Source organism: Stenotrophomonas sp. B1-1, from assembly GCF_010894375.1.
In the GTDB taxonomy this organism is placed as follows: Bacteria; Pseudomonadota; Gammaproteobacteria; order Xanthomonadales; family Xanthomonadaceae; genus Stenotrophomonas.
Genome location: NZ_JAAIUZ010000013.1, coordinates 83,418 through 109,381, shown reverse-complemented (window position 1 = coordinate 109,381; position 25,964 = coordinate 83,418). Strand labels below are relative to the sequence as shown.

Below are 25,964 nucleotides of genomic sequence, written 5' to 3'. Positions count from 1 at the left end.
AGTATCGTATGGAAACCGCTCGCCTGCTGTCCACTGTCCTCACTGCGGCCGCAGGCTGTGGCGCGGCAATTCCCGGTGATGCCTCGCCCCGCGCGGTTGCCGCCGCGGTGGACCAGCTGATGCAGCAAGGGCTGTTGCAGGACGGCGCCTCAGCGCACCTGCAGCTGACCGGCGACGGCCAGCGGCTGCTGGAAAGGATCCGGCGCTGTAAGGGCAGTGCGGCGCCTGACCCGGTCTGGTGCTGGGATGGTCGCGACTTCGCCCAGTCGGGCTGATGCGCGAGCGATAAGGGCAGATCGCGGACAGGCGGTTTCCGGATGAGCCGCAGGGCGTAGATCGGCTGCGATGGATCATCCATCGTCAACCCGCAGCCCCATGAACGACTTCCGAATTACCCAAGTCCGCATCTCACGCGTCCCGGCGCCGGTGGTTCCTTCGCCGTTGCAGAAGGCGGCTGCACTGTGCCTGCCAGCGATGCACGCGGCAGCAACACTGCGGCGGCGGGAACGTCGGTACGCACTGCTGCGGCCAACCGAGATGGTCAGCACACCCCGCTACCGCACGGGGCGGCGTCCTTGACCATCCGTAATGTGCAGGCGCATACCGCGGCCTTCGCCATCGAGCTAGTGGCCGAGCCCGAGATCGACTGCTGGGACAGCCGGTCCGCTGCGTCGGCTGCACCCCCTGAGCCGGAAAACGATTATTGGCAGGATGGCCGCACTTCCCCCGGTCGACCCGAAAGTGGACTACCCGAGTGATGAGCCCGCGCGGCCTATATCGAAGGGGATCCTGCGAGACCCCGGCGCCGAGGCCGCACCCCGCGTCGCACGCCATGTCCGCTTCAGCAATGCAACTCCGTTGGATGCGCTGCTGCCGTTTTCCAGCAAGTCGGGCGGCAAGGGCAGCTACACTAACGAACAGCAACGCCAGAACTGGGACGCAGCGACAAAGGTCCCCTATACCGCGAACGCTGCAACGCCTTTGCTGGCCGAATGGGGCGCGAAGGCCCGCCTGCCACCGCTCACCGTGCTCGATGCCATTTTGAACCCCAACACCCCTCGCCGGTAGAGTCGAGATCCGATGTTCGTGGTCAAGCCTGCTGGAAGCAGGCTTGACCCACCTTCAGCATGCTCGGGTCGAAGTCCCGGCCACTCTTGAAGACGCCCCAAGCGATTCTGGCCAGCTTTCTGGCCAGGATGTTGAAGCTGACGGTGCTGCTGTGCCCGCGGTCGCAGATGGCTCTGCAAGGAGGTTTTCCACCCCTTGCATCGGGTCAGGCCCATGGCAACCGTGTAGAGCATCTGCCGCAGGTTGGCGTTGCCTCGTTTGGAGCACCGGCACGGCCCCTCCCGGCGCCGGAACCGTTGGGGCGGGGATCCAGGCCAGTGCAGGCCAACCCAGGCATCTGAGTTAGCCAACGGCCATCGGTTGATGTGGTGGGTAAAGAAGGCCGCCACCGTCGGCCCGATTCCCGGAATGGTCATCATCCGTCGATAAAGATCGCGCTGCTTGCCGCCGCGGCAGCGGTGTTGGATCTCTTGATCCAACATCGCAATGGCCTCTTTCAGACCACTGAGTATCCGCCCGAAGATGGCTGAGTCAGCCGCATCGGTCCCCAGAGATAGCTGGAGCGTTGCCTTGTTCCGGACCAGGCTGTCACGTTGCTGCAGAAGCACGTGCAGCCGTTCCTGCTTCGGTGAACGGGCGATGTGCTCGCGCAGATTATCGGCTTCCCGTGCGATGACCTGAGCGTCGGCGGAGTTAGTCTTGCCGAGGCAGGCCACGACCTTGACGTGGTGCTTGACATCTCGCGGGTTGAGCAGGAAGACGGCGTGACCAGCCTTCTGGGCAGCCTGAACCACAAGTTCGTGATGACGATTGGTCGCTTCAACGCCGATACGGGACTTGGCGGGCACGCTGGACAGCCACTTCGCGATGGCCGAGGCTGAATTGTCGATCCGGGCGCTGCCCTTGGTGCCGTGGCGCGTCACCAGCATGGTCTTTGAATCGGCGTCGATGCCAATGGCGGAACGATCTGACATCCGTGCAACTCCCAGCTATTGTTAAGGGGCTGGGGTGGTATCGCACCACGTTGGCTTGTCAACATCGGCGGTACTCAAAGACCGCTAGATCCTTTATCGACGTTAAGGCGCGGGATGGGGATCGCTCGACTCGTCTGTCGGTTCGCATCCGCAGACGCTTGCTTGACGGAACCTACACCTTGGCTCCTACACACCTCGTAGGAGCCGGCGTGAACATACAAGTTTGCTCGACCGGTGCTACCAGGCTCCGGGCGGGCGTAAGGGACCCACCCACCGCCCGGCACGCCAACATGTTCAGCTTTCGGGCTGGGAGTGGATCAACGCATCCAGAGTACTGAGGTCGGGCAGGGTACCTGCAAACCGTGCCAGGTCCTCCAGCCGTCGCGCCTCCGCCTCGATATCCACCATGCCGAACAGGGCGGCACTGCCTTTGATGCGGTGAAGATGGAAAAGCGCGGTATCCATATCGACACGGATGGTGGCGCGCTGCACCCCTGCCAAGTCATCCAGCAGATACGGCCTCGGTGAGAGGCCCTCGGCCTGGAAGGTAGCCGGCTCGGCATCCTCCTCCTCATCCTCCGCTTTTACCAGGTCCCAGAGCACAAGCAGCCCGAGCAGTTCCCGTGTGCGGATGGGCTTGCGCAGCACCGCCGACATATCCGCGTCCATGCAGCGCTGCAGATGCTCGGCGTCACTGGCGGCGGACACCGCGAAGATGGGCAGCGCCGCATCGATTTCGGCGCGCACGCGCTGCGCCGTCTCATAGCCATCCATGCTTGGCATATGGCAATCCAGCAGCAGCAGGTCCACGCTTTCCTCGCGCAGGTATTCCAACGTGTCTTCACCACTGGTGACCGTATCCACACTGGCGCCCAATGACTGCAGCTGCTGTTTGATCACATCCAGATTCAAGGGATTGTCATCGCAGACCAGCACATGCAGGTGGGTGAGCGGCCGGGTGGTCTGCAGGGGATCTTCGGGCAGTGGGCGCGCGGGCAACGCGGTCGTCGGCAGCCACGGAATGCGGAAGCTGACCAGTGTGCCCGCGCCCTCTTCACTGTGCAGCCAGATGGTGCCTTCCATCAGCTGGATCAGTTCGCGGCAGATGGCCAATCCCAATCCGGTGCCACCAAAATGGCGTGTACTGGAGCTGTCGGCCTGGATATACGGCCGGAACAGCTTGGCCTGATCGGCCAGAGCGATGCCTACACCGGTATCGCGCACATCAACGCGCAGCCACTGTCGGCCTTCATAGGTCTCGTGGCTGGCATGCAGCGTCACCGCGCCGCGCTCGGTGAACTTGATGGCGTTGCCCACCAGGTTGGACAGCACCTGGCGCAGGCGGATGGTATCCAGTTCAAGCGCGGTACTTGGCAGCTCATCAAGCTCTAGCGTCAGCTGAAGCCCCTTGGCCTCAGCGCGGATCACCATCAGCCGGGCAACGCCACGCAGCAGATCGGCAGGATCAGCGGCTACGCGCTCCATGGTCACCTTGCCCGCCTCAAGCTTGGACAGATCAAGCACGTTGTCCAGCAGGTCGGTCAGTGCATCGGCGGCCAGGCTCATCGTTTCCACAATACGCCGCGAAGCGCCCTGCACGCGTTGTCGCTCCAGCGCCTCCAGCGAGCCGACGATGACGTTGATGGGCGTGCGGATCTCATGGCTCATCATGGCCAGGAAGCGCGCCTTGCCCTGTTCACTGCGCAGCGCCTGACGCCGCGCCCGCAAGGAAATGACCACCGCGACCGCTAAGCTGGTCAAAAGCAAGCCAAGAACCAGGATTTCATTCGTGCGGTACCGCCACAGCGATTCCAGCGTGGGCGCGCCATACTGGATCTGGCTGGCGGCCTCCTCAAAGATCATATCGGTCTCTTCATTGCTCAACTGGCTAATGGCCCAGTTTATGATGCCCAGCAGCTCTGGCTTGTGCGCAGATACCACGATCTTGGCTTCGAGCGGGGTCACATCCACCGTGCCGGCCATGCCCAGCTTGCCGATGAAACGGCTGCGCACGAAGGCCGGATGGATTGCCTCCATGCCGATCAGGTAATCAGCGCGCCCATCCGCCACGGCCTTTAGGGTCTCTTCCACCGACGTGGTGGGAACGACCTTGATTTTGCGCAGCTGCTCGACCGGCACGATGGCCATCTCGCGCATCTGCATGGCCACCCGCTTGCCGGCCAGATCGTCCAGGCTGAAGGCCACGCCCTCCTCGGCCCGGCCAATGATGATCATCGAACCGGAAAGAAACGTACGAGACAGATCAGGAGGGCTTGAAAAGCCGCGCAGATGGAACCGGGTCACACCCGGAATCATGTCGACTTTGCCGGCCTCGAACAACGCCATGGCTTCGGTCCAGGATGCGCTGTGCACATATTCGAAGCGAAGACCGGTCGAAGCCGAAAAGTGTTCGATGTACTTCGCCAACAGACCTACCGGTTGGCCGTCCTTAATTTCGATCACCGGCGGCCAACCGCGCTCGGTGGTGTAGCGCACCACCGGGTGGGCGGCTATCCACGCACGCTGTTCCTGGCTTAACGGCGGGACACTTTCCACATACGCGGAGGCCAGTCGCGGAAGGAGCAGCGCGACTGACAGCACAGCAGTGATACGGGTGATGCGGCCGAAATTCATTCCCGGATCCTATAGCTTTTGCGACCCTCCACGGCGAGGCCCCTCGCGGCATCGTAGCCATTCAATAGGCAGTAGGGCACCCGGCAATCGAACTATCGAAACAATTCGAAATACGCGCCGCAGCCCCCTGGCTCTTCCGATCGGTGAGGTTTCAGCCGGATCGTTCGCTCCTTCCCGTCAATGTGACGTGAAACTGAACTGAGCCGGTAGGCCCAAAAACAAAGGCGCCGGCATCTGCCGGCGCCTCCTGGTTGCAATTGCGGGCTTTACCGCTTATCGACGCGCCTGATTGTTCCAGAACGTGCTGACTTCCTCGCGATGCCGCTCCAGCAACTGTCGGGTATCACCGGTTGCGTTGTTGAACCGGCGGGCTGCGTCATCAAGGCTGGCGCCGAACTCGCTCATGTAGTCTGCAGTACGCGGTGGCAAAGAAGCATTGTCCTTATCGTTCTTCGCGGCGAGCAACGTGTTAAGGCAGAGGCTCACCTTATGCGCAAAGGCGGATTGAAGGGCAGATGGCGCTTGACCGTTGCGTACGGTGGGCGCCTCCATGCCTGAATCAGACTCAATCTGCGGAGCCCCAAGGGGCGTGGCTCGTCCGGACGGGCTGGGGGAGTAGTCCGGGGTGGGGATTGTTGGATATTGTTGTGGAACAGTAATACCGTTGTTGACCATTGTGTGATTCTCGCTACGTGGTGTGGACAGAAGCGTTTTGGGCCAGGATTCACCCCTTTGAACTGATCTTCATTCGAGGGCCTACGCGCCCCTGCTCGCGACAACCGGGGTTGAAATCAGGCGCAACCACCGCCTGGAAGACATTCGGTGCTGCGTAGGTTGTTTCCGGCAGCAAGGGTGTGTCCCGCGCCGCGTCCAGCACCGGGGGGCACTGATTCGCCGCTGCACACAGATGGGTCAGCGCGGACGCATCGTCGTTCGCGGTGCTGGCCGCACTGGATGTTGGCGGCGTAGTGCTGGAAAGGATGATGTTCATGGTGGCTCTGCTCCTTGCGCTTTGTCCTGGCGTTGGAACGGCAGGACAAAGGTTGAAATCCTGTATTGAACCGGTGTCATGTGCCGGCCTGCAATCAGCTTGATGGGCCGGACAGGCCACCGTAATCGACATTCATCGAAAGCATCGAGGATCGAACAACCAACCACGATTGCGCCTCTTGTCAGAACGCATCCGTTCGCGCATTGATCGCCAGCGCTACCGACGCTGCATCGTCCGTGTTGGCGATATCACTGGCCAGGCAATACAGCAAGTGCCTGGACTCAGCCCGTGCAAGGAATCGGCTGTACCCCAGTGCATCCATGAGGGGGGTCTTGCCTGAAGCCCGTGGCATAACGGCGCGGAGTGCGCTGAAGATGCGGTCAGCGCGGGTCCTCTTGGCCCGACGGAGGCAATCGTGCATCGACGCCACCCACCGTTCCGCTACTCCCTTGTCCAGGCGTCCGCCCTCCTCGAGACACCTGATGCGCAGCTCAGCTGCGTTCACTGCGTCGCATAGTTTTCTGTCCAAGGTCCGGGTCTCTTCGCGGCTCCAGGTCGCCTGGCCCCTCTTCAGCGCGGCAATCTCACTCGCCGTCTGCGTAATGTCCGCTGCCAAAGCGTCCGCGCCAGACACGCGCGCAACTGACGCGCGCCTGGCACCAGGCGAGTCAGGGCGCACTGCGGGGGCAGGCTCTGCTGTCGATTTGATCTGCGGGCCACATAGCGGTTCCAATAGTGGCTTCAAGTGCGCCGGCGGCGGCTCGGGCCGGGAAGGTCGCGAATACGCGGGTGCCTGGGGAAAAGGTTTCGCCGACGCAGGCGTCGGCGCCATCGCAACGTCATTCTCCATCACTATCATGGCTTGGGGACCTGAAATCGACCGGCGTGCGAATGACACGCGCGACGCGAGCACCGGCTCCAACCGCTCATACGCTTCAATTATCTCGCGCACGTAGCCACTGCCATCCTGGCGGGGACCAGGTGCTGGAGAATTACTGCCCGTTGGAGAACATCCAAATTGATCCCGCGAGGCAGGCAAGGTGCGCGGGGGAAGGGCCATCGTGAGTACGACTACGGCTTTAGTCGTGTCGGTTGACTTCATTCTGATGTGTGCTTTCTTCTCTGATGCACAAACTATCTCCCAGCAGAGCCGGGCCGGAGCATCGGCAAGTTTCTCAGAGCTTGGACCCGGATTGAGCGCTGCTCAATATCCTCCGACGACATTTATAACGCCGTCCGAGCTGCTATAGCCACTGTAGCTGCTGTAGCCGCTGGAGGTGCAGTAACTGCTGAAACTGCTGATGCTGATACTCCTGGAGCTGCTGGAGCTGCTGGAGCTGCTGGAGCTGCTTTCATCATCGAGACGGCCGCCTGCGCTGCTAAAGGCAGTGGCAAATTGCTTGAGGAAATTGAAGGGCATGCCCTTCGAATCAGCATAGCTTGGCATTCTTGAATTGTCGGGGCTTGCCCCGGTGGGCGCGGTGTGATTGCCTACAGAGGCCAGATTTCCTGCCAGGGTTGTGCTGGCGGAACGGGAAGGACTAGCCGCCTCGCTAGCAGGATTAGTCGTGCCCAAGCGGGCAATGAAGGTAGCAAACTGTATGCCAATTGGCATGTGCTGTTCCTCGGCTGAAAAGTAGTAGTTTGGTAGCCCGGTAAAGCAAGTTTCCTTAGAGAAATTTCGATAGTCACTCCGCCGGCAGCGGAAAGGGCCACGGTCGATGCCGGACGGTGCTTGATCTGCCTCCCCCGTCAGGAAACGACGTCCTGACGCTGGCGCTGGTGTGCAATCGACGCCCTCGGCCGCTGTAGTTTGGGGCCAGGTCTCAGGCATGTGCATCCCTCGCCTAGCGCAGTGGGGTAGGGCGGTCTCAAGAAGCAAGCGCAACACGTGATCTGAATTCATCGATCTCTTGGTCCATCACTTCGGCGGGCGCCTTCCAGCCCAGCGTCTGTCGCGGCCGTGTGTTCATGAGCATCGCAATATGGTTTAGATATTCCTGGCTCGCGCTCGACAGATCGATGCCCTTGGGCGGGAACTGCCGAAGCAACCCGTTGGTGTTCTCGTTATCACGTGCGGGGCGAATCGTGTGGCGCGATTGCAGCATCAAGTTCAGCTATCGCCGCTTTAATCTGTTGCTGTTCGCAGTGCTCAAGTCGGGCTTGCGATAGCTGCTTAAGGCGGTCCTGGTACCGGTCGCACCTGACCCCCAGGCTCTCAATCTCTTCCTGGTGCTTGAGTAGGGCAGCTCGCATGGACTGCCGTTGGCGCGCTTCCTGGAGTAGAGGGGACGTTCGCGTGCGCTTGGCGATGCTTTCATGGGCGGCCCCTCGTTGCTGGAGCGTTTCCAAGAACTTCTCAGTAGGATTCTTAGGTCCAAGTTCGGCTATTCGGTTTGCGTTCCATTCTTCAGTTGTCTTAAGGCGAACGGAGCAAACCTGATTCTTGACGTCAATGATGTTCTTGAATTGTTGATGTAGTCGCGCGTGATTGGCGAAGGCAACGCCAGCCTTCGTTGCGCTATTGGTGCTGCGAAAAACTAGGGCCTTTGCCACGTGGCCCAGTAGTTGGAGTGTGTGCATTGTATTGACCTGGCGGAAATGGCTGAGCGTGCATCGTTTGCCGCAAAGGTAGATCTCGAAATTCATCGGAAGTGCAGCCGAAATGGATCAAGTGATACTTCCCTCTCTGGTAGGGATGATCACGTGATCCCCTCCGACAGCTGCACTCCCGGCTCCAGCGGCGGCGCTAGCGCGCCATCGGCCTTGTGCCACAGCGGTCGACCGCTGTAGTCAGGGATCAGCTCCGAGGCCTGGGCCTGCGCATTCCAGGCGTTGCGCAGCGGCGCGCCGGGCTCGATGGTCAGTGGCGGCAGCACCGTCCCCCCTTGGGGCGGGTCGTCAGCCAGCTGCAGGCGGCTGGGCAGCGGCGTGGCCGTGCCGGTGTCCCACAGCATGGCACGAGCTCCCACGCCTGGCGCGCAGCATCCAGGCGCAGCCACTGGTATGGGCCAGGCTCGACGGTGGGGCGAAAGCCACCACGTTCTCCGGTAGTGGCCCGGTGCCATCGGCGGGAGGGATAGACGTACCGGGCGCAGGTAGGCGCTGGTGGCCAGATCAAAACTGTGGCCGTAGCGGTGGGCAAGGTTAGCACCGCTCGCGATGCGCCGTCGCTGCGGACATAGGCCGAGACGGCTGCCCCTTGCGACAGTGCCGGGACGGTGATCGACTGACGCACGTAATGCGACCTGGGAGTAGTGCCGGTCGGGATCAGGCGTACAGCGGTGGCGCTGCCGTCCGGTGCCGGAAGCTCGGTCAGTAATTGGCAGTTGCTGCGCTTCCACGTTAATCGGTCCGGCTGCTGCGAGTACACGAGCTGGTTGCTGCGCGGACGATTGGACAGGGGCGCAGTGCCACGCCAATCACTGAGATAGACCGCCTGCAACTGACGGATGTCCGGCCAGGCATAGCCGGCAATGCTCAGGCGGTAACGGGAGGTGGCACCGTCGCCGACGGCCAACTGCATGGCGCGAACCGGGCGGGCAATGGCCTCAGTCATCGCACACCCCGCCATTGGTGAGGCTGATGCCGCTGCAGTGGCTGGCATGGGTGGCCGTCACGGCGATATCGGCAAGCGGCGCATGCAGTCCCACGCGCTGCACGCCCTCGACATGCAGGGCTGCAAACAGTCCCGAGCGGGTCACATCGCGTCCGATGCGGTGGGAGGCATCCACATAGGCCTGCAGGGGTCGGCGGGCCTCGCCGAGCACCACCTCGGCATCGGGGCCAGCGAAGGTATACACGCTGGCGTCGATGGCAAAGGCCACCACCTCCACGGACTGCACGATAACGTGATCGGTGAGCGGGCGCACGGAGTCAGCAGAGAGCACCGTATCCACGGCCATGATGAGCTCGGCCGTGGCACGACCATCGCCCTCGCGCGAGAGGATCGATACACGCACCACACCCGGCGCATCGCTGATCGCGCTTGCATCGAGCACACGCGGATCGGCGCCCAGGGCATGGAAGATGTACGCACCTTCCGGGCCGGCGACAGACAGGCCCTCCGGGGCCAGCTGGATGCGGCGGCGGAAGGCGGCATCATCTTCATACACCGCCGGCGTGCCGGTGACCGGATCGGCCCGTGTCAGCAGTTGCCGGGTGACGCCAAAGGGGGCGGCCAGGTGATCCAGGTCGCCGTGCTGAGCATAGGCTAGCAGCAGACCTTTGGCGCGCTGGTTGAACTGCTCGCGCAGGATCAGCTCGCGGTAGGCGCTGGCCTGGAGCAGCTTGTAGAGCGGCTCGGACTCGAGCAGCAGCACGTTGGGCAGGTAGAGGTGGAGCTCGGCCACGCGCTGGGCGAGCAGCTGCTCAAACGAGAGCTGCTCGAATACATCCGGTACAGGCAGCTTGGACAGATCAACAGCGGTGAAGGTGGACACGATTGCATCGACTATGGAGGATCGATGCAGCGTGGCAAAGGGCTCTCAGGATGTAGTGCCGATGTTTTGTAACCATGGGCACTACAGAGCATGCGCTCAGATCTAGTCGGGAGGGTTAGGCGTTGTGCCAGAGCCGATCGGATCGGCGTTCAGAGGAGGAACGCGTGGATTGCTGGAAGTTTCCATAATCATGCGCTCGCCTTCCTGCAGGATTTCGATGAAATCGCAAAGCGCCTCGTACTCAACGGTGTCAAGCATCGGGTTCACGCGAGACTCCAGGGTGCCTTGGGCTCGTGCTTCTTTCAGAGCAGCCTTGTTTTCGGTGCCGGCGTGCTTGATAACGTCAAGCGTGAGTTCTGTAGAAAATCCTGGGGTAGGTACTGCTCTATCGAATAGATGGTTCAGCTCTTGGCAAATCCCCATGCTGTGAATGAACGCACGGTACTCATCTGCACTCATGTTCAATTCGGAGGACGTACGCCTATCCACTCGGTCAGCAATTGCGTTGACGATCAAGTTCGCTAGAGGCAGCGCCCTGTCTAGGACTGGCGCGATCTGTTCCGCCATTATTTGGGCGAAGGACTGGGTCGGGCTCAGTCCGTTTGGATTGTTCAGGCCAAAAGCTTTCCATTCACCCATCGTCCACGGGCGAGGTGCCTCCGCATTGGATGCAAGTTGCAGTTCCGGTAATCGCGAAGACGGACAGCTGTACTCCTGGGAGGGTGTGGGGCCGGTGTCGGCTATTGGGGCAGTGTTGCCTGAGGCACAGGTAGGTGGAGGCGTCTTCACATTTGTTCCTTCAAATTAGACGCGGCGAGAAATACTGCAACGTGCTGCGTTTGAATATAGATATAGTTCGAAAAGTTGGCCGCGCATTCCTGGTTGAAGAAAATTTCCGGGCTATCTCCGCGACGGGGCATAGAGCTGGTCGAGGATCAGATCGCGGATCAACTGCTCATCGCTCGACGTGAAGCCCAGCAGCTGACGCCGCTGATAGGTCACGCAGGGGCCGCCTTTGCTCACGCTGTCGGCGCGGCCTTCCTGGTGGACCATAGCGATACGCAAGACGCGCCCGGTGAAACCGACGGCTACCTCACTGGGGTTTGCACGCACGCGCAGATGGCGCGCCTGTCGGATCTTGGCAAACATCGCTCCGCGCTTGATGCGCCCCAGCCTTGGCGCGGCGGCTGGGCGGATTGCGCCGGGCCGCATAGGGCGAGCCGTCCGGATTTTTCTGTGCCCCGATGCGCTGTTGCTGCGCGCGGCGCAGCACGGTGCCTACCGTGCGGGCCAGTCGGCTGCGCTGGGCCGGTTGCAGCTGCTGCAACAATGGCGCGACCCAGTTCTCAAGGCGCTGCAGATCTTCGTTCATTGCGCGATCGGCGGTAGGGTTGCAATCACCACGCCATCGGCCAGCAGCGTGCCGCCGGCGAGCGTATCGGCGTGCTCGTCCTCAGTCGGCGGCTCGGGCAAGTGCTCCAGTATCAGCGCACCGGCGGCATCGCGCACCACACGCACACGCTCAGTCAGCGGCAGCTTGATGGCCAGATCGACCAGGCTGTCGGAGAGCACATCGACCTCAAAGGTCAGCTTATCGCGGTTGGCCGGATTGGCCAGCAGTTCGGATTGATGGCGGGTCAGCCACTGCAGCAGCGGTACCGTCACCGCCTCCGGGGCGTCGGCAAAGTCGGTCAGCACCAGGTCCAGGGTGTAGCGGTACTCAAACGAGGCACCGGGTCGGTAGGTGCCAGCCACCCGCCGTTGTCGACAAAGATCAGCGGGCGCTCGGGATGGGCCTGCAAGCAGGGCAGGGCGGCCACCAGGTGCTGGCGTAGGAGTTGGGGCTTCTTCATGGGGCGTGTTCCTGGCCACGGAGTACGGCATGCAGTTCCCTCACCGAGGCCTGTAGGCCGATCACTTGCTCAGCAGTGGCGTGGCAGAGGGCGTAGTTGTTGGCGACGGTTTGGGCGACGGCAGAGAGTGCAAGGGCGGTGGCGGGCGCATCAGGATTGCCGGCAACGCCGACGGTGGCGTAGCCATTGGCGGCGGCGTCATGGAGCTGTACGAAGCCAGCAGGCACAGCGCAGGCAGCATCCGCATTCTGGGTGACATAGATAGGGACCTCTTTGACGATGGTGTCTGCGCGTTCGCGTACGACCCGGATGCGGTCAACTTATTCGGTCACGACGCGGGTGGTGCCCTGGGTCAAGGTCAGCTGGTTGGCCAAGTCCGCCTTTTCGGCTTTCACGCGGTCCAGGGTGTCGTTGGCACGATCCAGTGCCGTCATGGCGCGGCTGACGCGGATCTGTTGGCAACTGAACAGGGCGGCCGTGGCCAGCGCCAGGATCAGCACTAGCAGGAGGCGCTGGAGCATCAGCGCACTCCCAGCACAGCCAGGGCGCGGGTGGTGCGTGCGGTGCGATCGGCCTGACCGTTGGGCGTGGCGCGGCTGCGCGCATTGCCTGGTTCACGGTGCGGCTGACGGCCAATACGTCGCGCTTGTCGGCCAGGGTGTTGAGGCCGGCATCGTGCCAATAGGCCGCAGCGGCTATGGCGCCGATCTCCGGCTCCAGCAGTAGGGTCGGCTGTTCTTCCAGCGGCTGGCCAATAAGCTGGCCGACATGCCGATAGTTGCCCCGGCCGGTGTGCTGCATCGGCCCGCGCCCCCGGAACAGGTAGCAATCACCGCTGGCTTTGTTGCCATTGCCATTCCAGGTTGGCCAGGGAGGTGATCATTTGGAGGACCTCCTGTCTGACTGGATGGCAGCTGCCGTGAAACGCTCGCTGTTCTTCAACTGCGCAGGTCGCCGTTGGCACTCCAAGCGCGCTGTTCTAGCGGATGGCCATGGACCGAAGGCGATGTTCGCGACCGCTATCAACCAACTCTATGCCGGAAGCAATCCACTGCGGGCATCGATATCCATCGATACACGGTAACCACATGCAAAAACCCCCCGCTGTAACCAGCGGGGGGCATGCGCGTTCGGTGATCACGTGCGCTTGCGTGAATCAGGCGGCTGCCCGATAATCGTCATATTCGGCGATTGTAGTTTTGTGCTGATTACGTCAGTCACCTCTCGGGCTGTCCACATTGACTGCTGGCCACGTCGAAACCAGTGCAGCCCCATCAGCTGAATACCTCAAGCATGGATACCCATGTGGTGGAGCTGGCGGGAGTCGAACCCGCGTCCGCAACGCATCCTCTCCGCTTCTTACAGCCATATCCCGTTGCCAGGCGCAGGCACGAGCACGATCCAAACCCCCGCCGGCAGCCCTGGTAAGCAGGAGCCACTTACGAGATCGGCCAAGTCGTGTTATTCGAAGGCCTTAAGTATTACTACGTTGCCAGGCACGCGGCCAAGCAGAAATGGACGCCGCGTGCCGCAACCACGTTGGGGAGCGTGCGGGCCCTCCAAACGGCTGCAGTTGCGAGCCTACAATGGACGCAAGCATGGCCCCGCCCCTTTCCATGGCGGGGTGATGCAGCCGGCGTCACGTTTTGCTCCGGAGTTCAGCACTTGATGACTGGAAGACCTACAGTCTGGAAGCAGGGAAGTGCTATCCCCCCGCTTGCAATGCCTGCACCAGGAGCCGACCCCGACGAGTTGAAGTGCCAGGACGATCCCAGCGTGGAACCACCTGCAGATGGCGAGATCGCCAGCGGTGGATTCGCGGATGCCAGTGCCCTGGATCGCGTCGACATCCAGTAGCCTTTCCATGAATTGCTCGCTGGGCAGCTTCTGGATGTCTACTGGAACTATCACGCCGAGCACGCGAGCCGAAGCTGGCGCTATTGGATGACCCGAGCGGATTGGGTACCCGGTCAGCCCCTGTGCCTCATCCTGGTGGATGGTATGGAGCCGCCGCACAACGGGCTGGTGGCGGATGGGACCAGCGATGATGATACCTGTCGCCCGGCCAGTGCGCCCTCCCACCTGCATCCAATGATTCGGTTGCAGCGCTCCAGTTCAGAGCCACCTGTTGTTCCGCGACGGTGACGAGAGCGGGCGCACCGGTGGCAAGGCGAATCAGTACACCGATACCGGCGTGCAACCGTCGTCGCGCTATCAGTACTTCGCTGCAGCGATCGACGCCAAAGGGACCCGGTCTGCACCGAGCAACATAGCATGGCGCGGGATCCCGGACGACGAAGGCGGGGGGCGAGGCGACAGAATGGAGCCCGAACAGCGCCCGCTATGAGTTGGCGGCCGTGTACGTTATGGCAGCAGCAGCACGATCTATCGCTACCTGCAGGCGCACCCCTTCAGCAGTGGCTGAGTCCGATTGAAGCCTTCACCCGTTGCGAGCCGGAGGACGGGAAACGGGGCCGATAGGCCCCCAACGGCCGGGCGATGATCGCGTCCTAGCCTTGCCTGGAGACCGAACCGATGCCGCCGGCGGACGGCCGGCGGCATCGTGCTCATCACTGCGACACCGCTGGGCATTGCAGTGCATCAGCGGGCGTTATCGCGAAACAGGTATCCGCATGCGGTCGGGACACTCGCTGACATGGCGCTGATAGCGTGGGCTGGCCTGCTTGATGCGTTCGGCCAATCGCTCACTCAGCCCATTAGGTGTCCAGGGAGCATCATGACTGGCCAGGACAACGGCCAATACCAAGGCAGACGCCCCAATGCATGCGCAAAGATCGCGCCTCAATTCGGAGGTTCTCCACAGGCAGGCCAGTAGCGCCTGAAAAGCCAGCCATAGGACGGCTAGGGACACCCAGGCTATTGCAAACATCATATGCATGAAGTCCAGTCTGCCGGACCGCCCTGCGCAGGCCTGACCCGGCCATGCCAGCTGGGCCGGCGCTGCCTCAGCGGAAGCGGTACGCCACCTGCAGTTCGGCCCGAATGTCGTGCTCGCCCCACAGGCGCTGGGTCAGCAACTCGGTCGCCAGCGAGAATTGCGGGCGGCGGTAGTCCAGGCCGAACGAGACTTGGTAGTCCATGCCTGCGGAGCGCAGACCCGGCAGGGCAAAGCCATGTTCCTGTGCGCCATGCAGCCAGCCTTGGCGCGCATCATTACGCAGCCACAGCGACCGGATCAGCGCGAAGTCAGCGCGGACCTGGAGGTTGCTGTTTGCGGCGTATCCGAACCGGCTCCCCAGCTCCATGCGCAGACCTCGCGAACGGCCCGGTGCAGCGCGCAGTCCCAAGTCGCCCGCGCCGATCTCGCTGAAGGCGGATTCGTGCAGCTGGAAGGCCTGCGCGTTCACGCGCGGCTGCCAATGCAAATCCCCGCGCCGCACATCGGCGCTTACCGTCGTAGCCAACAGCGTGCGCTGCAGCTGGCGCTGGCTGGTGGCCCGCTGACTGGTACTGTCCCACTGCAGGTCACGTTGGCCCAGCGCGTCATGGCGCTCATAGCCATACTGGTGGCGCAGCTGCAGATTGCCCCATTGCTGGGCTAGGCCGACGCCGGCGAAGCGGGAATGGCCACGGCTCTGGCCGTTACCGCCCGCAATGTCACCCTTCAACGCAGCGCTCGCCAGGTGCAGTGTGTGGCCCCCACTCAATGCAACGGCTAGCTGGGCTGCGCTGCCATCACCGCGCACGCCAGCTACGGTCCGACTGCCGCCACCGAACGAAAGCATGCCCGTCCGCGTTGCCGGCAGGGCCGCCAACGCTGCCCAGAGCGCATCGCCGTTGCCGGTCAGCTGGGTTGCCTGGGTGCTCAGGGCAGCACCGGAAAGCTGGTGCAGCGCGTGCTGGAACTGCGCCTGATCGGCAACCTCCAGGCTGTGGAACAACGCGTTGTTGCGGTAGCTCTTCTCCAGCGCTTGCGCAAGTTCGGCCTGGTCACTGGCCGCAAGCTCACGGTAATCCTGGCGGCGAAGGGTGACATCAATACCACCATTCGCGTTCTGATGAGCATACGCCTTCCAGGTGATGGTTGCGCTGCGTACGTTCTCGGCTCCGCCTTCGGCGCCGGTAATGACATCCGTCAGGGTGACGGATGACGCGTCGGTGCCGCGGCTGAAGCTGGTATCCACGGCGACATCCTGCAGGTAGCCTCCGTCGTGAAGCACCATGCGGCCTGCGCTTCCGTCAGCGTTGGTGCCAATGGTGTAGCTGCTCACAGTGCGCGGCGCCTGCCAGCCCAGATCAGCGCCCGGCTGGTTGGCAGCGGCGGTCGAGGCATCCGCATTGATACCGCTACCCTGCCCGTAGACATTCACGATACCGTTATTTACGATCCTGCCGCCACCGGCGCTGCCCATCTGAAAGGCGAACGAGTCGGCGGTGTAAATATTGATTACGCCGCCGCGCTGGTTGTTGAGGGTTGCGCCGCCATCGGACTTCATCGCCACCAACCCGCGACCTGTGTTCTCGGTGGAAGTCCCCAGATTGATAACGCCATCATTGAGCAAAGTGGCGCCGCGTGTACCCTGCATGGCGACCGCACCATCGCCAGTGACCGTCAACGTGCCTTGGTTCAATACAGTCGCGTGTGCACCTTCGGCATGCAACATGGCTGCGCGTGGCGCGTCGCTTTGGATGAAGGCGCCTGTACGATTTACGGCGCTGCTGGCATGCGAATCAGCCGTCAAGCGCAGCACGCTGCCCGTTCCGCGTAGGTCGATGCGTCCCCGGTTGTCCAGTGCACTGATGGCATCTCGATCAGCGCCATATTGCGAAGTGACGACATCCAGCCAGGCTGCCTCGGCAAACGCCCCCCGTAGGGAGATTGTGCCGGCGTTCTCGAACTCAGCCCTGCCGCGCAGTTGAAAGCGAGTACCGGTTACATCAAGCATTGCATTGGCGCTGTTATCGAAATCTGCGTCACCAGACAGCACCCACTCACCGCCGTTCAAGGCCAACTGGCCATGATTGTCCATGCTGGCGTCACCCGAGAGGGTGACGATAGCCTGCTTAAACTCCGCCCGGCCGAAATTGTTGACACTGCCATCTCCCTCCATTGCAAGTGCACCGTCAACCTGCAAGGTACCGCGGTTCTCCAGCTCACCCTCACCGTCAATGCGGAGCGTCGAACCAGCACGGGTGACCAGCGTTCCGACATTGCGCAGCTCACCGTCGTTGCCGATATGCAAAGTTCCGGCCGAAACGCTCAATGTGCCTTCATTGCGTGCATCACCAGTGATACGGGTGGTGACCCCGCGTGACCAGTCCGCTTGGGTGCCGCCCAGAGTGAGAGCTGTCCCCGTGCCATAGGTTCCACCCTCCTGGCCGCCCGGTGTGGCACCACCGCCATTGCCGGCGCCCGGAGTGCCGCCACCATTGTCGCCGCCACCGCCTGCCGCAACCGCGCCCAGCCCGAGAGCGGCTAGGCTGCCCCACAGCCAGACACGGCTGGTGCCAGCCTCTTCGCAATGGCTCTGGCTTTCTTCGCAATCCGTGGGGGTGGCGATGGCTGGGCAGGGGAGTAGCAGCGCTAGTCCAATCATTAGAGACAAGGGATGGTGAGTAAGCTTGGGAGCCGTCATTGGAGTTCAGCGGAGGCTTGAGGTGGATGTGCAGATGGTCGCGTGCTGCCGCCGCGCCTGATCTCGTATTTTTACGAAACTACCTTCCAGCTGCACCACTGATAGGCGGGGCCCATTGCCGACCGCGAGAAACGCGCCTGCCGACTACAACGCAGGGCCCGCAAGAGGACCGGTCTGGTCATGGCCATGGCCGCGGCCTTTGCCGGATGGGCCGGTGGGGGCCGCGGCTGCGGCGAGGAGAGGGCGACACAACATGCCTGAAGACCGGCCTGCCGGTGGATGTGCAGCGGACGTCAAGTCTTTCGCCCCGGTGCGCGGCGTTGCTCTGGAAACCGCTGCGCGCCGTCGGGATCCGGCTCAACCGGCCGTCCAGCTAAGGGGCGCCAGCAGAGCACCGATCAACACCGAACCTACTCCGAAGCTTGACGAAACGGTGGCGCGCGCCGCCTCCCGATTCGCTGTTTCCAAGAATATCCCGCTCGCGCCGTCGCCTACAGCGCGATACAGGTTTCATTATTCGGCGGGCCTGCTTGGACCCAGGGACGTTTCCGCCTCGTGCAGGCGCCGCTAAGGAACTGAGCGGTGCGGTCCATGCCTGTATCGAAGCAGGCGACATTGCGCCGGCCGATAGCCTGGGGATCGCAGGGGCCAAACAACGATGTTCAAGGATTTCTCTAGGGCTCCAGCACACTTGGCCTTCGCTATCCGCTCGTAGTAAAACCCTTACTACGTAGACGCTCTACGTGCGCGGCCTGCTGTTGCCAAGAACTTCTCAGTAGGATTTTTAGGTCCAAGTTCGGCTATTCGGTTTGCCTGCCATTCGTCAGTTGTCTTAGGGCGAACGGAGCAAACCTGATTCTTGACGTCGATGATGTTCTTGGATTGTTGGTGTAGGCGCGCGTGATTGGCGAAGGCAACGCCAGCCTTCGTTGCGCTATCGGCGCTGCGAGCCCTGGCGGTCGGTCCAGCTGCCATGGACGTGATCGCCCAAGCCGCTGGAACTGGCACCATGCCAGTGGCCACCGGCACCGGCCGTGCTGGCCTGATGCGTATGGCCAATGACCTCACCATTGGTTGCGGTACCGATCCGGCTCTGATCGCTTTGCTGCACCGGCACGGTGCCTTCGATCAGGTTGGGTGCGTTGAAGGTGCTGGCGCCATCGCCCGCCCCGTAGCGGGTACCGATGGCGGCAAATAGCGCAGGATAGGTTTGCCGGCTGGCAGCGGCGCAATTGCACGGCAGGGTGCCGTCCGGGGCCGCGGTCCCGGCAAAAGCAAACGACTGGCAGGGGATTTGCGTGCTGGCCGGTACGCCGGTCATGTTGGCCCAGACCAGGTAGAAGGCCCCGTGCTGGCCATCGAGCAGGTCGGCATCTAGGCCGTTGCCGTCGCCTTCGCCCGTGAGGGCGGCGCCCTTGAAGTGGTGGCTTTTGCCATCGACGCCATCGATTACATCTTGGCCGGCGCCGATGCCGAGGTAGTGCAGGCGAAGCCCGGCGGCGTCTGCAGGCCTATGTGGATGACTCCCACCGCATCGGTCGGGATGTGACCCGGTCGGGCCGGTTTGTCGCCTTGCATGTCGAGGGCGTACAGCGTGTAGAACTGCAGGCGCCGCTGGCCGATATCACCGTGACGGCCACCCAGGCCAGCCACTGCATCACCCTCACCCTCACCCTCACCCTCACCCTCACCCATGGCGGGTGCGCGATGACTGAGACCGTTGCCCGCCAGGTTCGCGCCATGCCGGTTGCCGTCGGCAACGGTGTCACCTCGCGCTGTCGGCTGAGCATCACCGGCTATGCTTGGCCCGATGTTCGTCAGCTGCAGGCTGTCTATCTCAGTGATTGGCCAAGTTGGCGATGTTGCGCTTGTCCCCGAACAGCTCGGCGCGCTGCGCATTGCCCAGCGGGTCATCACGGCGGATCTCAAGGCCGGTGTAGTCGCGCCATTTAACGGATAACCCATGCCCACGGTCAGCTCGGACAACTTCGCCTTAGCGCTGGCCTTGGTCTGCGGCGACATCCAGACCAGTGCATCGATGCGCTTGGCGAAGGCGGCGATGATGTTCTTGGCCATCTCGTCGGCACGTTCCTTGGTCGCATCGAAGTGCTTTTCGACGTAATGCTTGCCGATGGCCTCGCCCACCGCGCGCTTCCAGAAGTCGCTTACCGCCGCCGGCCGCGCGGCGCTGATGAATGCGCCCAACACCGGCACCCGTGCCGTTACCGTCACCGCCATCGGCCTGACCGAGCAGGCCTTCGTCCCCGATCCGGCAGGCGGCGATACCGTTTTGCCCGGTGAGTTCAAGCGGCTAGAGACCTTTGGCGGCAAGGCGGTGGCTGATGATGTCATCCACATCAGCCTGCACGATGAGGGCAGCGACACCTACGCACCGCGCGGCATCGGCCTGTACCTGGAAGATGGCACCTCGCTCTGCTTGTACGGCCAGGAGGAGGTGATCCTGGAGAAGTCTGGCCAAGCGATCTTGATGCTGGCTGCCGATACGCTCTTGATCGATGTGGAGGCCACCAGCATCGAATTTGGCAGCACCGAGTTACTCAACCCACCGGCCACCACATCGAAATGGGTGTGGTGGAGTTGGCCACCTCGGCCGAGGCGAACGCAGGCACGGATGCGCAGGGCAGTGACGGCGGCTGCGATGCGAGCCGCGCTCGATAATCGCCCTGGAGCCGGTGCACCCAACGCGCTGACCAAACAGCCTCGGCCTGATCGTGTTGGCTCCGGCGATTGGACCGGGCGGTGTGTTCAAGGTCCTGGAACGCCACCAGTTCAAAGGTATGGAATTTGCCGGCCAGGCCGAGTTCATTCGCCAAATCGTTCAACGCTACAGGGTAGCCTACATCTGCATCGATACCACCGGAATGGGCACCGGCGTGCCCAGCTGGTCAAGCGGTTCTTCCTGGCCGTGACCACCCTCAGTTACTCGCCTGAGGTGAAGTCGCGTCTGGTGCTTAAGGCCTTCGATGTGATGAGTAATGGCTGCCTGCAGTTTGATGCCGGCTGGACGGATCTGCCCCAGCGATTGATGGCATCCAAAAGACGCTCACCGCCAGCGGGCGGCACATCACCTACAACGCAGGGCGTACCCGTACTACCGGCCATGCCGATTTGGCTTGGGCGCTGCTGCATGTCCTGCACAATGAACCGCTGGAAGGCGCCCTGGCCGCCACCAGTACCGTAGAGATCTACTGATGCAATCCGATGCCGCCCAGCACGACAATTCCCCCACGGCCGCCAAAGAAACCATCACAGTGCCCGGATGCGTGGGGACCTTCACCTTGGGCGAGCTGGCGCCAGTGCTGGAAAATCATGATCTGTGGGACTACCTCAACTGCTGCCACGACCAGCACCGCTACCAACTGCCTGTGGACCTGGCCATGCTCTCGCGTACCACGCTCCAATCCCTATCTGCACAGGGGGCTGAAGTCTGGAGCCTATCCAGAACAGACTGCGCTCATTGACTGGCTCGGCCGCGAGGCGGTGCGGTTTATGTCCCGGAACGCGGATGTCTATCATTGGCTAACGATGTTGCGTCTAGTCCAAGCTCATCGTGGTAATGGCCACTAGCGCTGGTAACGTCCAGCATCGAGCGCGGAAAGGGTGCTAGCATCGTTCGCGATAGATATGATTAGGTATGTGGACATGTTGAGGCGAGACGCAAAGATGTTTCCTCCCCTTTTGACCTCAGTGCAACCTGGCGCGTCTCGCCCATTCGTATCAACGGATGCAGTAGACAGGGCAAGCGACGAGTACGCCAGATTGGTCCTGGACGCAGGCGCAAGAATTAGCTTGTCCGCATATGACAAAGGTTCGCTGTGTGAAGACATAATTTGCGCGGTTCGGCAGAGCACGAGTAGGCTGGTTGATCGGCACACTGCGGATATGATTGGCAACACTTTGCTGGATGCACTTCATCGCTCCTCGAGTTTTCTCTCCGCCATCGCTTTTGGCATTGTGAATGGCCATGCGCGCGTTGGTGAGATCAGCTATCGAAATCAATATGAAATGAATGATGAATGCGCCGAGCGGTATGGTGACATCCAGTCGCTCACGCTGTCTGACATCCATAACTTCGTACCGGATCACTCCTGCATTTGTCCTATTTCAGAGGCTGCTGAAGACAGCGGCGGCAGGCCCTTCGTCAGCTTTGGCGTCGCCCCGGATGAACAATCAATCGAGTTTCCCTCGTGGCAAGAGGGGCTGATCCACGAAGTCATCCACCACGTGACGGGGGGCAGCGACCCGCATCAGGATGCTGAGTTCAGGCTGGGTCCTGTCGAGATCATCGCGCGAAAGGTGGCTGATGAAATGGGTTGGCAAATCCCCCACTTTGCCGGTTACGCCGCGTCTGAGCGGGAGGCCCATCTTCGAAGAAGGGACTTGAGTGCACTTTGTCAATCCGCAGAGAGGTATGAGGGCGATCCATCTGATTTCTTTGAGCGGCTTGATGTGCTGAGTAACGGAACACTCGCATCACCGTTCACTGACGAAATCGTAGGTGCCACGCCGACACCTAGCAATTCCACATCTGGTGTCAGCACACATTGGCAATCGCACGGTCAGTGCCCATCTGTCGAAAGCTTGCACCTAGACCACCGTCCGCCGTACATTTTTCACTTCAGAGGTTAGCTACATTTGATGGTCCATTTGGGCCTTAACGCGTAGCCATGAGCTGTTCTATCGATATATCTACAGTAGGGCCGACCCGGACCTAGAGTAGCCTGGCGACCATCAAGGGTCTGCACTTGCGCTCGTTCAACTAGTAGCGAGGACGGCTTGAGGCTGGTCCTGTCAGAGAGGTGGTGGAAAGAAGTCACCAGCATCAAGAGTTACCTTTAATGACAGGCTGGCTTGGCATATGTGGGGCGCCCAACGTCGCTAATGCCCGTCGGTCGTCTCAAGCCGATCATGGCGCAGTACATGCGCAGAGGCGTGATCCCAGGAATGTTCTACCCGGTCCGCCCCGGACCAATAGAGCACGAGTTCCCGTTCGGTAAGTCCACCAGGTACGCGAGACCGATATCGATCAGGGAACCTATGGCATTCCCGAATGGTCGGCCGTGGTCCAGTCGGCTCTGCTAAATGAATCGGCTACCTTGTTCCGGCGCAAGTACTACACCAACGGCTCCCACGCCGGATTCATTCTCTACTTGTCCGATGCCCAAATATCGCAAACTGATATCACTCAGTTGCGCCAAGCGCTGAGCTCAGCCAGTGGCCTAGGCAACTCCCGCAACCTATTCGTGCACGGTCCCAACGGGAGGAAAGGTGGCCTGCAGTTGATTCCAATCAGCGATGTGGCTGCCAAGGACGAGTTTACCGGTATCAAGCGCGTCACCCGCGACGACATGCTTGCTGCGCTGCGGATTTCCCCGCAATTGCTGGGCATCGTGCCTCAGAACGCTGGCGGGTTCGGTTCGATTCGCGACCAACGTGTGGGCCTCCATTGAGCTCGCTCCCTTACAATCCCGCTTGGCCATGATCAACGAGTGGGTGGTCGAGGACGTCATCACCTTTGCCCCGCTTAAGATCGCCCCTTCCACGTAAAATCGGCGGACTGCTGATTCCGGTGTCCTCATACTGATCCGGATGCCCAACGGTGAGGCGAGCTCAACCGGCCGCTATGGGGTTAGGCGGCCTGTGTGTGTGTGTGGGGGGGGGGGGGGGGGGGGGCTTCCAGTACTCAAGATGTGGTCACACTCCACGAGCCGGGCGTTGCTAACGGCTTGTCGCTCGCCGCATCCCGCGCACGCCAGTAGGGTGCCACCCGGCATGGTTTCCAACTCAGGAATCCTTGAATGGGTGATGTGCTTGCAATGATTACAGCGGACTGTGACGGCGTTCACGCGTTGGAGAGAGCCGCTGTCGTCGCGGGTTGCATCAAGGTCAAGAACGTAAAAAATGCCTGTATCTGGCATCGCTGTGCACCGATAGTTTCTAGGCATGATGCGCCGGAGGGTGCTTGCGCGTTGTGATTGCCTCCCCAATTTGCTTTGGCTCGCCACTGAATTATTTGTCCAATTGTGTGGCTGCGTCACTAAATTTTACCACCGGACTTGATATGGTTAGCGTTCAGCAGGTAGGTGCGCCATGCCCATCAGAGCCGTTGTGTATATGAGTGAGGCCGGTAATCGACTGGCAGGCGATAAGTTCGGTCTGGCCAGCAGCAAACTCGACCAGATCGTGGACGACGCCGCGCACTTCAATCTCGACGCAGGCGTAACGGGAGTCCTACTATTCGATGGCACCAGATTCCTCCAGTATCTGGAGGGGCCGGACGACGGAATTGGGGTGGCGTACTCTCGGGTCCTCGGGTCCTCGGTGCCTCGAGCTATTCTGAGGTCGTGGAACTGCTGCGAGGAACTGTCGGTCAGCGGCGTTTGCCTTTTTGGCCAATGCGCTGGCTTCCGGTTGAATCGGAGCGATTGAGAGTACTGGTGCGCGCCGACTGGACAGGCTTCGCCCAGCACAGACTTCCGAGCGGTGACCACGCGACCGGGATGGATCTGCTTCACCAGACGGTGGTGCCCTATTCAAACGCCGCATGACTACCCACCCGGAAATTGATGAGTTGCTGCGGCGCCTGGAGGGGACGCTCCCCGAATGGGCTAAGGTGTATCCGGCGTCTCAGTTTCTGTCGATGCTGGCTCAATCTCTTGAGTACATCGCATATAGCGCGGATCCAGACGCACGCGAGCACTGCCTGAGTCGGACGGGATGCCTCTATCGGAATAGTGGCGAGCGGGCACGCGCGGGCCGTTATGGCCACTGATGGCGGCACGCGCTCTAAGCTAGGGCGGCGCGGCACGATCGAACGAGGTCCGCTGACAGTTTCAATTCGCTGATACGGCGATCCAGCCGCTGACGAACCTGCAGCTGATGCCAGCTCAACTCGGGGCGCCTGAGCGGCGCCGCGACGGGGCCGAGATAGGCCCGGCCGTGCACCTCGGGCGAGTTGGCTATCCATCAACTCGGCCACGCCACGCTTAACAGTTCCTTCGCTGAACGACTCAGGCAGATGCAACCTCGCTCGCGGTTCTTCCGATCGAGCGCCTGAACCGATCCTGGCGCTTCGCGCCATCGCCTGGTGGACGAGCATCACCCATCGCGTCCCAGCCAGTTGCAACGCTACCGATCCTGAGGCCAGGCGTAACACCGGTTACACCGTTAATACGCGATGTCCAAGTGCCGGATATGCACCCTAACTATTTGAATATGTGGAAGAAATTGAGGGGCGTTACACCTGTACACTCGTTACACCGAAAAACATCAATGCCAAACATTGGTGTTGAACATTTCGGCGGCGACTGCGGGTCGACTCCATCAGGAACGGTGGGCCACAAAGCGTTCGGTCGGGCTTCTGCTGCTGAGGTGTGTGCTACACCTTTTCTGTTACAGAACGTCAATTCATTGCGTTCCTGAAACACTCTAAACAGTGAGCTTTTCTTGTGGGACCCTATTGGACGCACTGCTCTTACTTCTTCTAAGCGCTGTCCTTCCTACCGCTACTTCGGCTGCCCAAGCCCCCACTCAGATCGCCCCGAGCCGCAGGATTCTGCAGGCATTTGAGCGATTGGCCAGAGTCCTCCAGAGCCATACCAGCCTTGTTCCCAGCATGGGTGCAGGTAGTGCGGAAAAAGCAACCTATGAAGCCCGCAGGTGTGGCGCGGAGACAAGTGCGCGCAGCCAGGTACGATGGCGCGTACTCAAAAACCTGGTCAGCGCATGAGATCCGGGGCGAAGCAACGCCTGCCATCAACGAGGATCGCCCTTAAGACGGCCCGAGTGCTGGGTGGCCATGTTGTTGGTGACTAGCAAACTAAGAGGAGTAGGTCGGGTACTGAACGTGCTCAATCTTTACAAGTACGGGCGTCAAGTGGGGCGCTTGGAAAACAGTCTGTTGCTTTCCCCAGTACAGCGGAACTACCTTGTTCGGATTGTTCGGCAGCGTGCTGGTCTGCGCCTAGCTTGGTACTGTGTGAACGAAGACCCAGTCAGCTGCATCTATGGCCGTGTTGCCTAGCCACAGCATGTTGTCAGGAAACGGAATCGACCCGCCCCCCAGACTGGCCCCTAAGCGCGATCAGGAGAACGATCAGGAGTGCGAGCGCTGTGACGCCAATCAGCTTCGCGAGCTCTGTGTTAATAGATTTCGAGACGTCCGCCGCAAGACCGGCTAGAATCGAAGCGACCGTCATGCAGAGCTGATTGAGCGTGGTGGTCTGCCGGGAAAACTTTACCATCTGAGAAAGACGAGAGGTTTCGTCCCGCTCGTCAGAGAGATCATGCTTCAGCCTATCGATAGCCTTGTCTCGCTCTTTCAGGACATCGCGAGCGGTACATAGTTCTGACTCCAAGCCATTCATTTCGCTGGACATCAAAGT

General features: G+C 61.3%; 16 protein-coding genes and 8 pseudogenes. 6 read left to right on the top strand and 18 right to left on the bottom strand.

Going from position 1 to position 25,964, the window contains the following annotated elements; all coding sequences use genetic code 11:
• The first annotated feature begins 8 nt into the window (after positions 1 to 8).
• Entirely contained in the window at positions 9 to 275 is a 267-nt protein-coding gene (locus G4G00_RS12165; protein ID WP_164273809.1) for a hypothetical protein, read from the top strand.
• A 681-nt stretch (positions 276 to 956) separates the two neighbouring features.
• On the opposite strand, the gene G4G00_RS12155 is transcribed toward G4G00_RS12165, so the two are convergent.
• From G4G00_RS12155 to G4G00_RS12075, 17 genes and pseudogenes are all read right to left on the bottom strand, one after another.
• Positions 957 to 2,042, bottom strand: a complete 1,086-nt coding sequence (locus tag G4G00_RS12155) for a transposase (protein ID WP_240336143.1) — start codon at positions 2,040 to 2,042, stop codon at positions 957 to 959.
• A 294-nt stretch (positions 2,043 to 2,336) separates the two neighbouring features.
• Positions 2,337 to 4,676, bottom strand: coding sequence for an ATP-binding protein (locus G4G00_RS12150; RefSeq protein ID WP_164273805.1), 2,340 nt, complete (start codon positions 4,674 to 4,676; stop codon positions 2,337 to 2,339).
• A 273-nt stretch (positions 4,677 to 4,949) separates the two neighbouring features.
• Positions 4,950 to 5,351, bottom strand: a complete 402-nt coding sequence (locus tag G4G00_RS12145; RefSeq protein WP_164273803.1) for a hypothetical protein — start codon at positions 5,349 to 5,351, stop codon at positions 4,950 to 4,952.
• Positions 5,352 to 5,400: 49 nt separating this feature from the next.
• A complete protein-coding gene (locus G4G00_RS12140) occupies positions 5,401 to 5,667 on the bottom strand; it encodes a hypothetical protein (protein ID WP_164273801.1) in 267 nt (88 codons plus the stop codon).
• Positions 5,668 to 6,871: 1,204 nt separating this feature from the next.
• Positions 6,872 to 7,501 (bottom strand): hypothetical protein, encoded by a 630-nt coding sequence (locus G4G00_RS12135; RefSeq protein WP_164273799.1) that lies wholly within the window; start codon positions 7,499 to 7,501, stop codon positions 6,872 to 6,874.
• A gap of 37 nt (positions 7,502 to 7,538) precedes the next feature.
• Positions 7,539 to 7,736: pseudogene (locus G4G00_RS12130) on the bottom strand (IS30 family transposase); the annotation flags it as partial.
• A gap of 633 nt (positions 7,737 to 8,369) precedes the next feature.
• Entirely contained in the window at positions 8,370 to 8,639 is a 270-nt protein-coding gene (locus G4G00_RS12125) for a hypothetical protein (protein WP_164273796.1), read from the bottom strand.
• 579 nt (positions 8,640 to 9,218) lie between these two features.
• On the bottom strand, positions 9,219 to 10,109 hold the full coding sequence (locus G4G00_RS12120) for a baseplate J/gp47 family protein (protein ID WP_164273793.1): 891 nt from the start codon (positions 10,107 to 10,109) through the stop codon (positions 9,219 to 9,221).
• Between the two features lie 102 nt (positions 10,110 to 10,211).
• A complete protein-coding gene (locus G4G00_RS12115; protein ID WP_164273790.1) occupies positions 10,212 to 10,568 on the bottom strand; it encodes a hypothetical protein in 357 nt (118 codons plus the stop codon).
• Positions 10,569 to 11,009: 441 nt separating this feature from the next.
• Positions 11,010 to 11,481 (bottom strand): annotated as a pseudogene (locus tag G4G00_RS12110) (phage virion morphogenesis protein).
• Positions 11,478 to 11,962, bottom strand: a pseudogene (locus G4G00_RS12105) (phage tail protein). The pseudogenes G4G00_RS12110 and G4G00_RS12105 overlap by 4 nt, the downstream one beginning before the upstream one ends.
• A gap of 320 nt (positions 11,963 to 12,282) precedes the next feature.
• Complete coding sequence (locus G4G00_RS22145) at positions 12,283 to 12,483, bottom strand: hypothetical protein (protein ID WP_343161373.1); 201 nt, start codon at positions 12,481 to 12,483, stop codon at positions 12,283 to 12,285.
• Positions 12,483 to 12,817: pseudogene (locus tag G4G00_RS12095) on the bottom strand (glycoside hydrolase family 19 protein); the annotation flags it as partial. The gene G4G00_RS22145 and the pseudogene G4G00_RS12095, both read right to left, overlap by 1 nt.
• A gap of 2,111 nt (positions 12,818 to 14,928) precedes the next feature.
• Positions 14,929 to 17,187, bottom strand: a complete 2,259-nt coding sequence (locus tag G4G00_RS12090; protein WP_164273787.1) for a hypothetical protein — start codon at positions 17,185 to 17,187, stop codon at positions 14,929 to 14,931.
• 1,306 nt (positions 17,188 to 18,493) lie between these two features.
• Positions 18,494 to 18,880, bottom strand: coding sequence for a phage tail protein (locus tag G4G00_RS12085; protein ID WP_240336142.1), 387 nt, complete (start codon positions 18,878 to 18,880; stop codon positions 18,494 to 18,496).
• Between the two features lie 128 nt (positions 18,881 to 19,008).
• On the bottom strand, positions 19,009 to 19,254 hold the full coding sequence (locus tag G4G00_RS12080) for a hypothetical protein (protein WP_164273784.1): 246 nt from the start codon (positions 19,252 to 19,254) through the stop codon (positions 19,009 to 19,011).
• 154 nt (positions 19,255 to 19,408) lie between these two features.
• Positions 19,409 to 19,707, bottom strand: a pseudogene (locus tag G4G00_RS12075) (M13 family peptidase); the annotation flags it as partial.
• Positions 19,708 to 20,273: 566 nt separating this feature from the next.
• Between G4G00_RS12075 and G4G00_RS12070 the strand changes: the two are divergent.
• The 5 genes and pseudogenes from G4G00_RS12070 to G4G00_RS12050 form a co-directional block, all read left to right on the top strand.
• Positions 20,274 to 20,772 (top strand): annotated as a pseudogene (locus G4G00_RS12070) (terminase); the annotation flags it as partial.
• The gene (locus tag G4G00_RS12065; RefSeq protein ID WP_164273781.1) at positions 20,772 to 21,041 is read left to right on the top strand and encodes a hypothetical protein; all 270 of its coding nucleotides are present in this window, start codon (positions 20,772 to 20,774) and stop codon (positions 21,039 to 21,041) included. The pseudogene G4G00_RS12070 and the gene G4G00_RS12065, both read left to right, overlap by 1 nt.
• 163 nt (positions 21,042 to 21,204) lie before the next feature.
• Complete coding sequence (locus G4G00_RS12060; RefSeq protein ID WP_343161375.1) at positions 21,205 to 22,209, top strand: M85 family metallopeptidase; 1,005 nt, start codon at positions 21,205 to 21,207, stop codon at positions 22,207 to 22,209.
• A 279-nt stretch (positions 22,210 to 22,488) separates the two neighbouring features.
• Positions 22,489 to 23,127, top strand: a pseudogene (locus tag G4G00_RS21995) (Presumed portal vertex protein); the annotation flags it as partial.
• Positions 23,128 to 23,670: 543 nt separating this feature from the next.
• Positions 23,671 to 24,128: pseudogene (locus tag G4G00_RS12050) on the top strand (BLUF domain-containing protein).
• Between the two features lie 1,488 nt (positions 24,129 to 25,616).
• Here G4G00_RS12050 and G4G00_RS12045 read toward each other — a convergent pair.
• Entirely contained in the window at positions 25,617 to 25,958 is a 342-nt protein-coding gene (locus G4G00_RS12045) for a hypothetical protein (RefSeq protein ID WP_164273775.1), read from the bottom strand.
• Positions 25,959 to 25,964: the final 6 nt, after the last annotated feature.

Excerpts from the sequence above, each read along its gene's own strand:
- G4G00_RS12165 (WP_164273809.1), top strand. The coding sequence starts at position 9 with ATGGAAACCGCTCGCCTGCTGTCCACTGTCCTCACTGCGGCCGCAGGC.
- G4G00_RS12145 (WP_164273803.1), bottom strand. The coding sequence starts at position 5,351 with ATGGTCAACAACGGTATTACTGTTCCACAACAATATCCAACAATCCCC.
- G4G00_RS12065 (WP_164273781.1), top strand. The coding sequence starts at position 20,772 with ATGCAATCCGATGCCGCCCAGCACGACAATTCCCCCACGGCCGCCAAA.
- G4G00_RS22145 (WP_343161373.1), bottom strand. The coding sequence starts at position 12,483 with ATGCTCCAGCGCCTCCTGCTAGTGCTGATCCTGGCGCTGGCCACGGCC.
- G4G00_RS12045 (WP_164273775.1), bottom strand. The coding sequence starts at position 25,958 with ATGTCCAGCGAAATGAATGGCTTGGAGTCAGAACTATGTACCGCTCGC.
- G4G00_RS12155 (WP_240336143.1), bottom strand. The coding sequence starts at position 2,042 with ATGTCAGATCGTTCCGCCATTGGCATCGACGCCGATTCAAAGACCATG.
- G4G00_RS12085 (WP_240336142.1), bottom strand. The coding sequence starts at position 18,880 with ATGACCGGCGTACCGGCCAGCACGCAAATCCCCTGCCAGTCGTTTGCT.
- G4G00_RS12140 (WP_164273801.1), bottom strand. The coding sequence starts at position 5,667 with ATGAACATCATCCTTTCCAGCACTACGCCGCCAACATCCAGTGCGGCC.
- G4G00_RS12135 (WP_164273799.1), bottom strand. The coding sequence starts at position 7,501 with ATGCCTGAGACCTGGCCCCAAACTACAGCGGCCGAGGGCGTCGATTGC.
- G4G00_RS12150 (WP_164273805.1), bottom strand. The coding sequence starts at position 4,676 with ATGAATTTCGGCCGCATCACCCGTATCACTGCTGTGCTGTCAGTCGCG.
- G4G00_RS12115 (WP_164273790.1), bottom strand. The coding sequence starts at position 10,568 with ATGAGTGCAGATGAGTACCGTGCGTTCATTCACAGCATGGGGATTTGC.
- G4G00_RS12080 (WP_164273784.1), bottom strand. The coding sequence starts at position 19,254 with ATGGGTGAGGGTGAGGGTGAGGGTGAGGGTGAGGGTGATGCAGTGGCT.
- G4G00_RS12060 (WP_343161375.1), top strand. The coding sequence starts at position 21,205 with ATGATTAGGTATGTGGACATGTTGAGGCGAGACGCAAAGATGTTTCCT.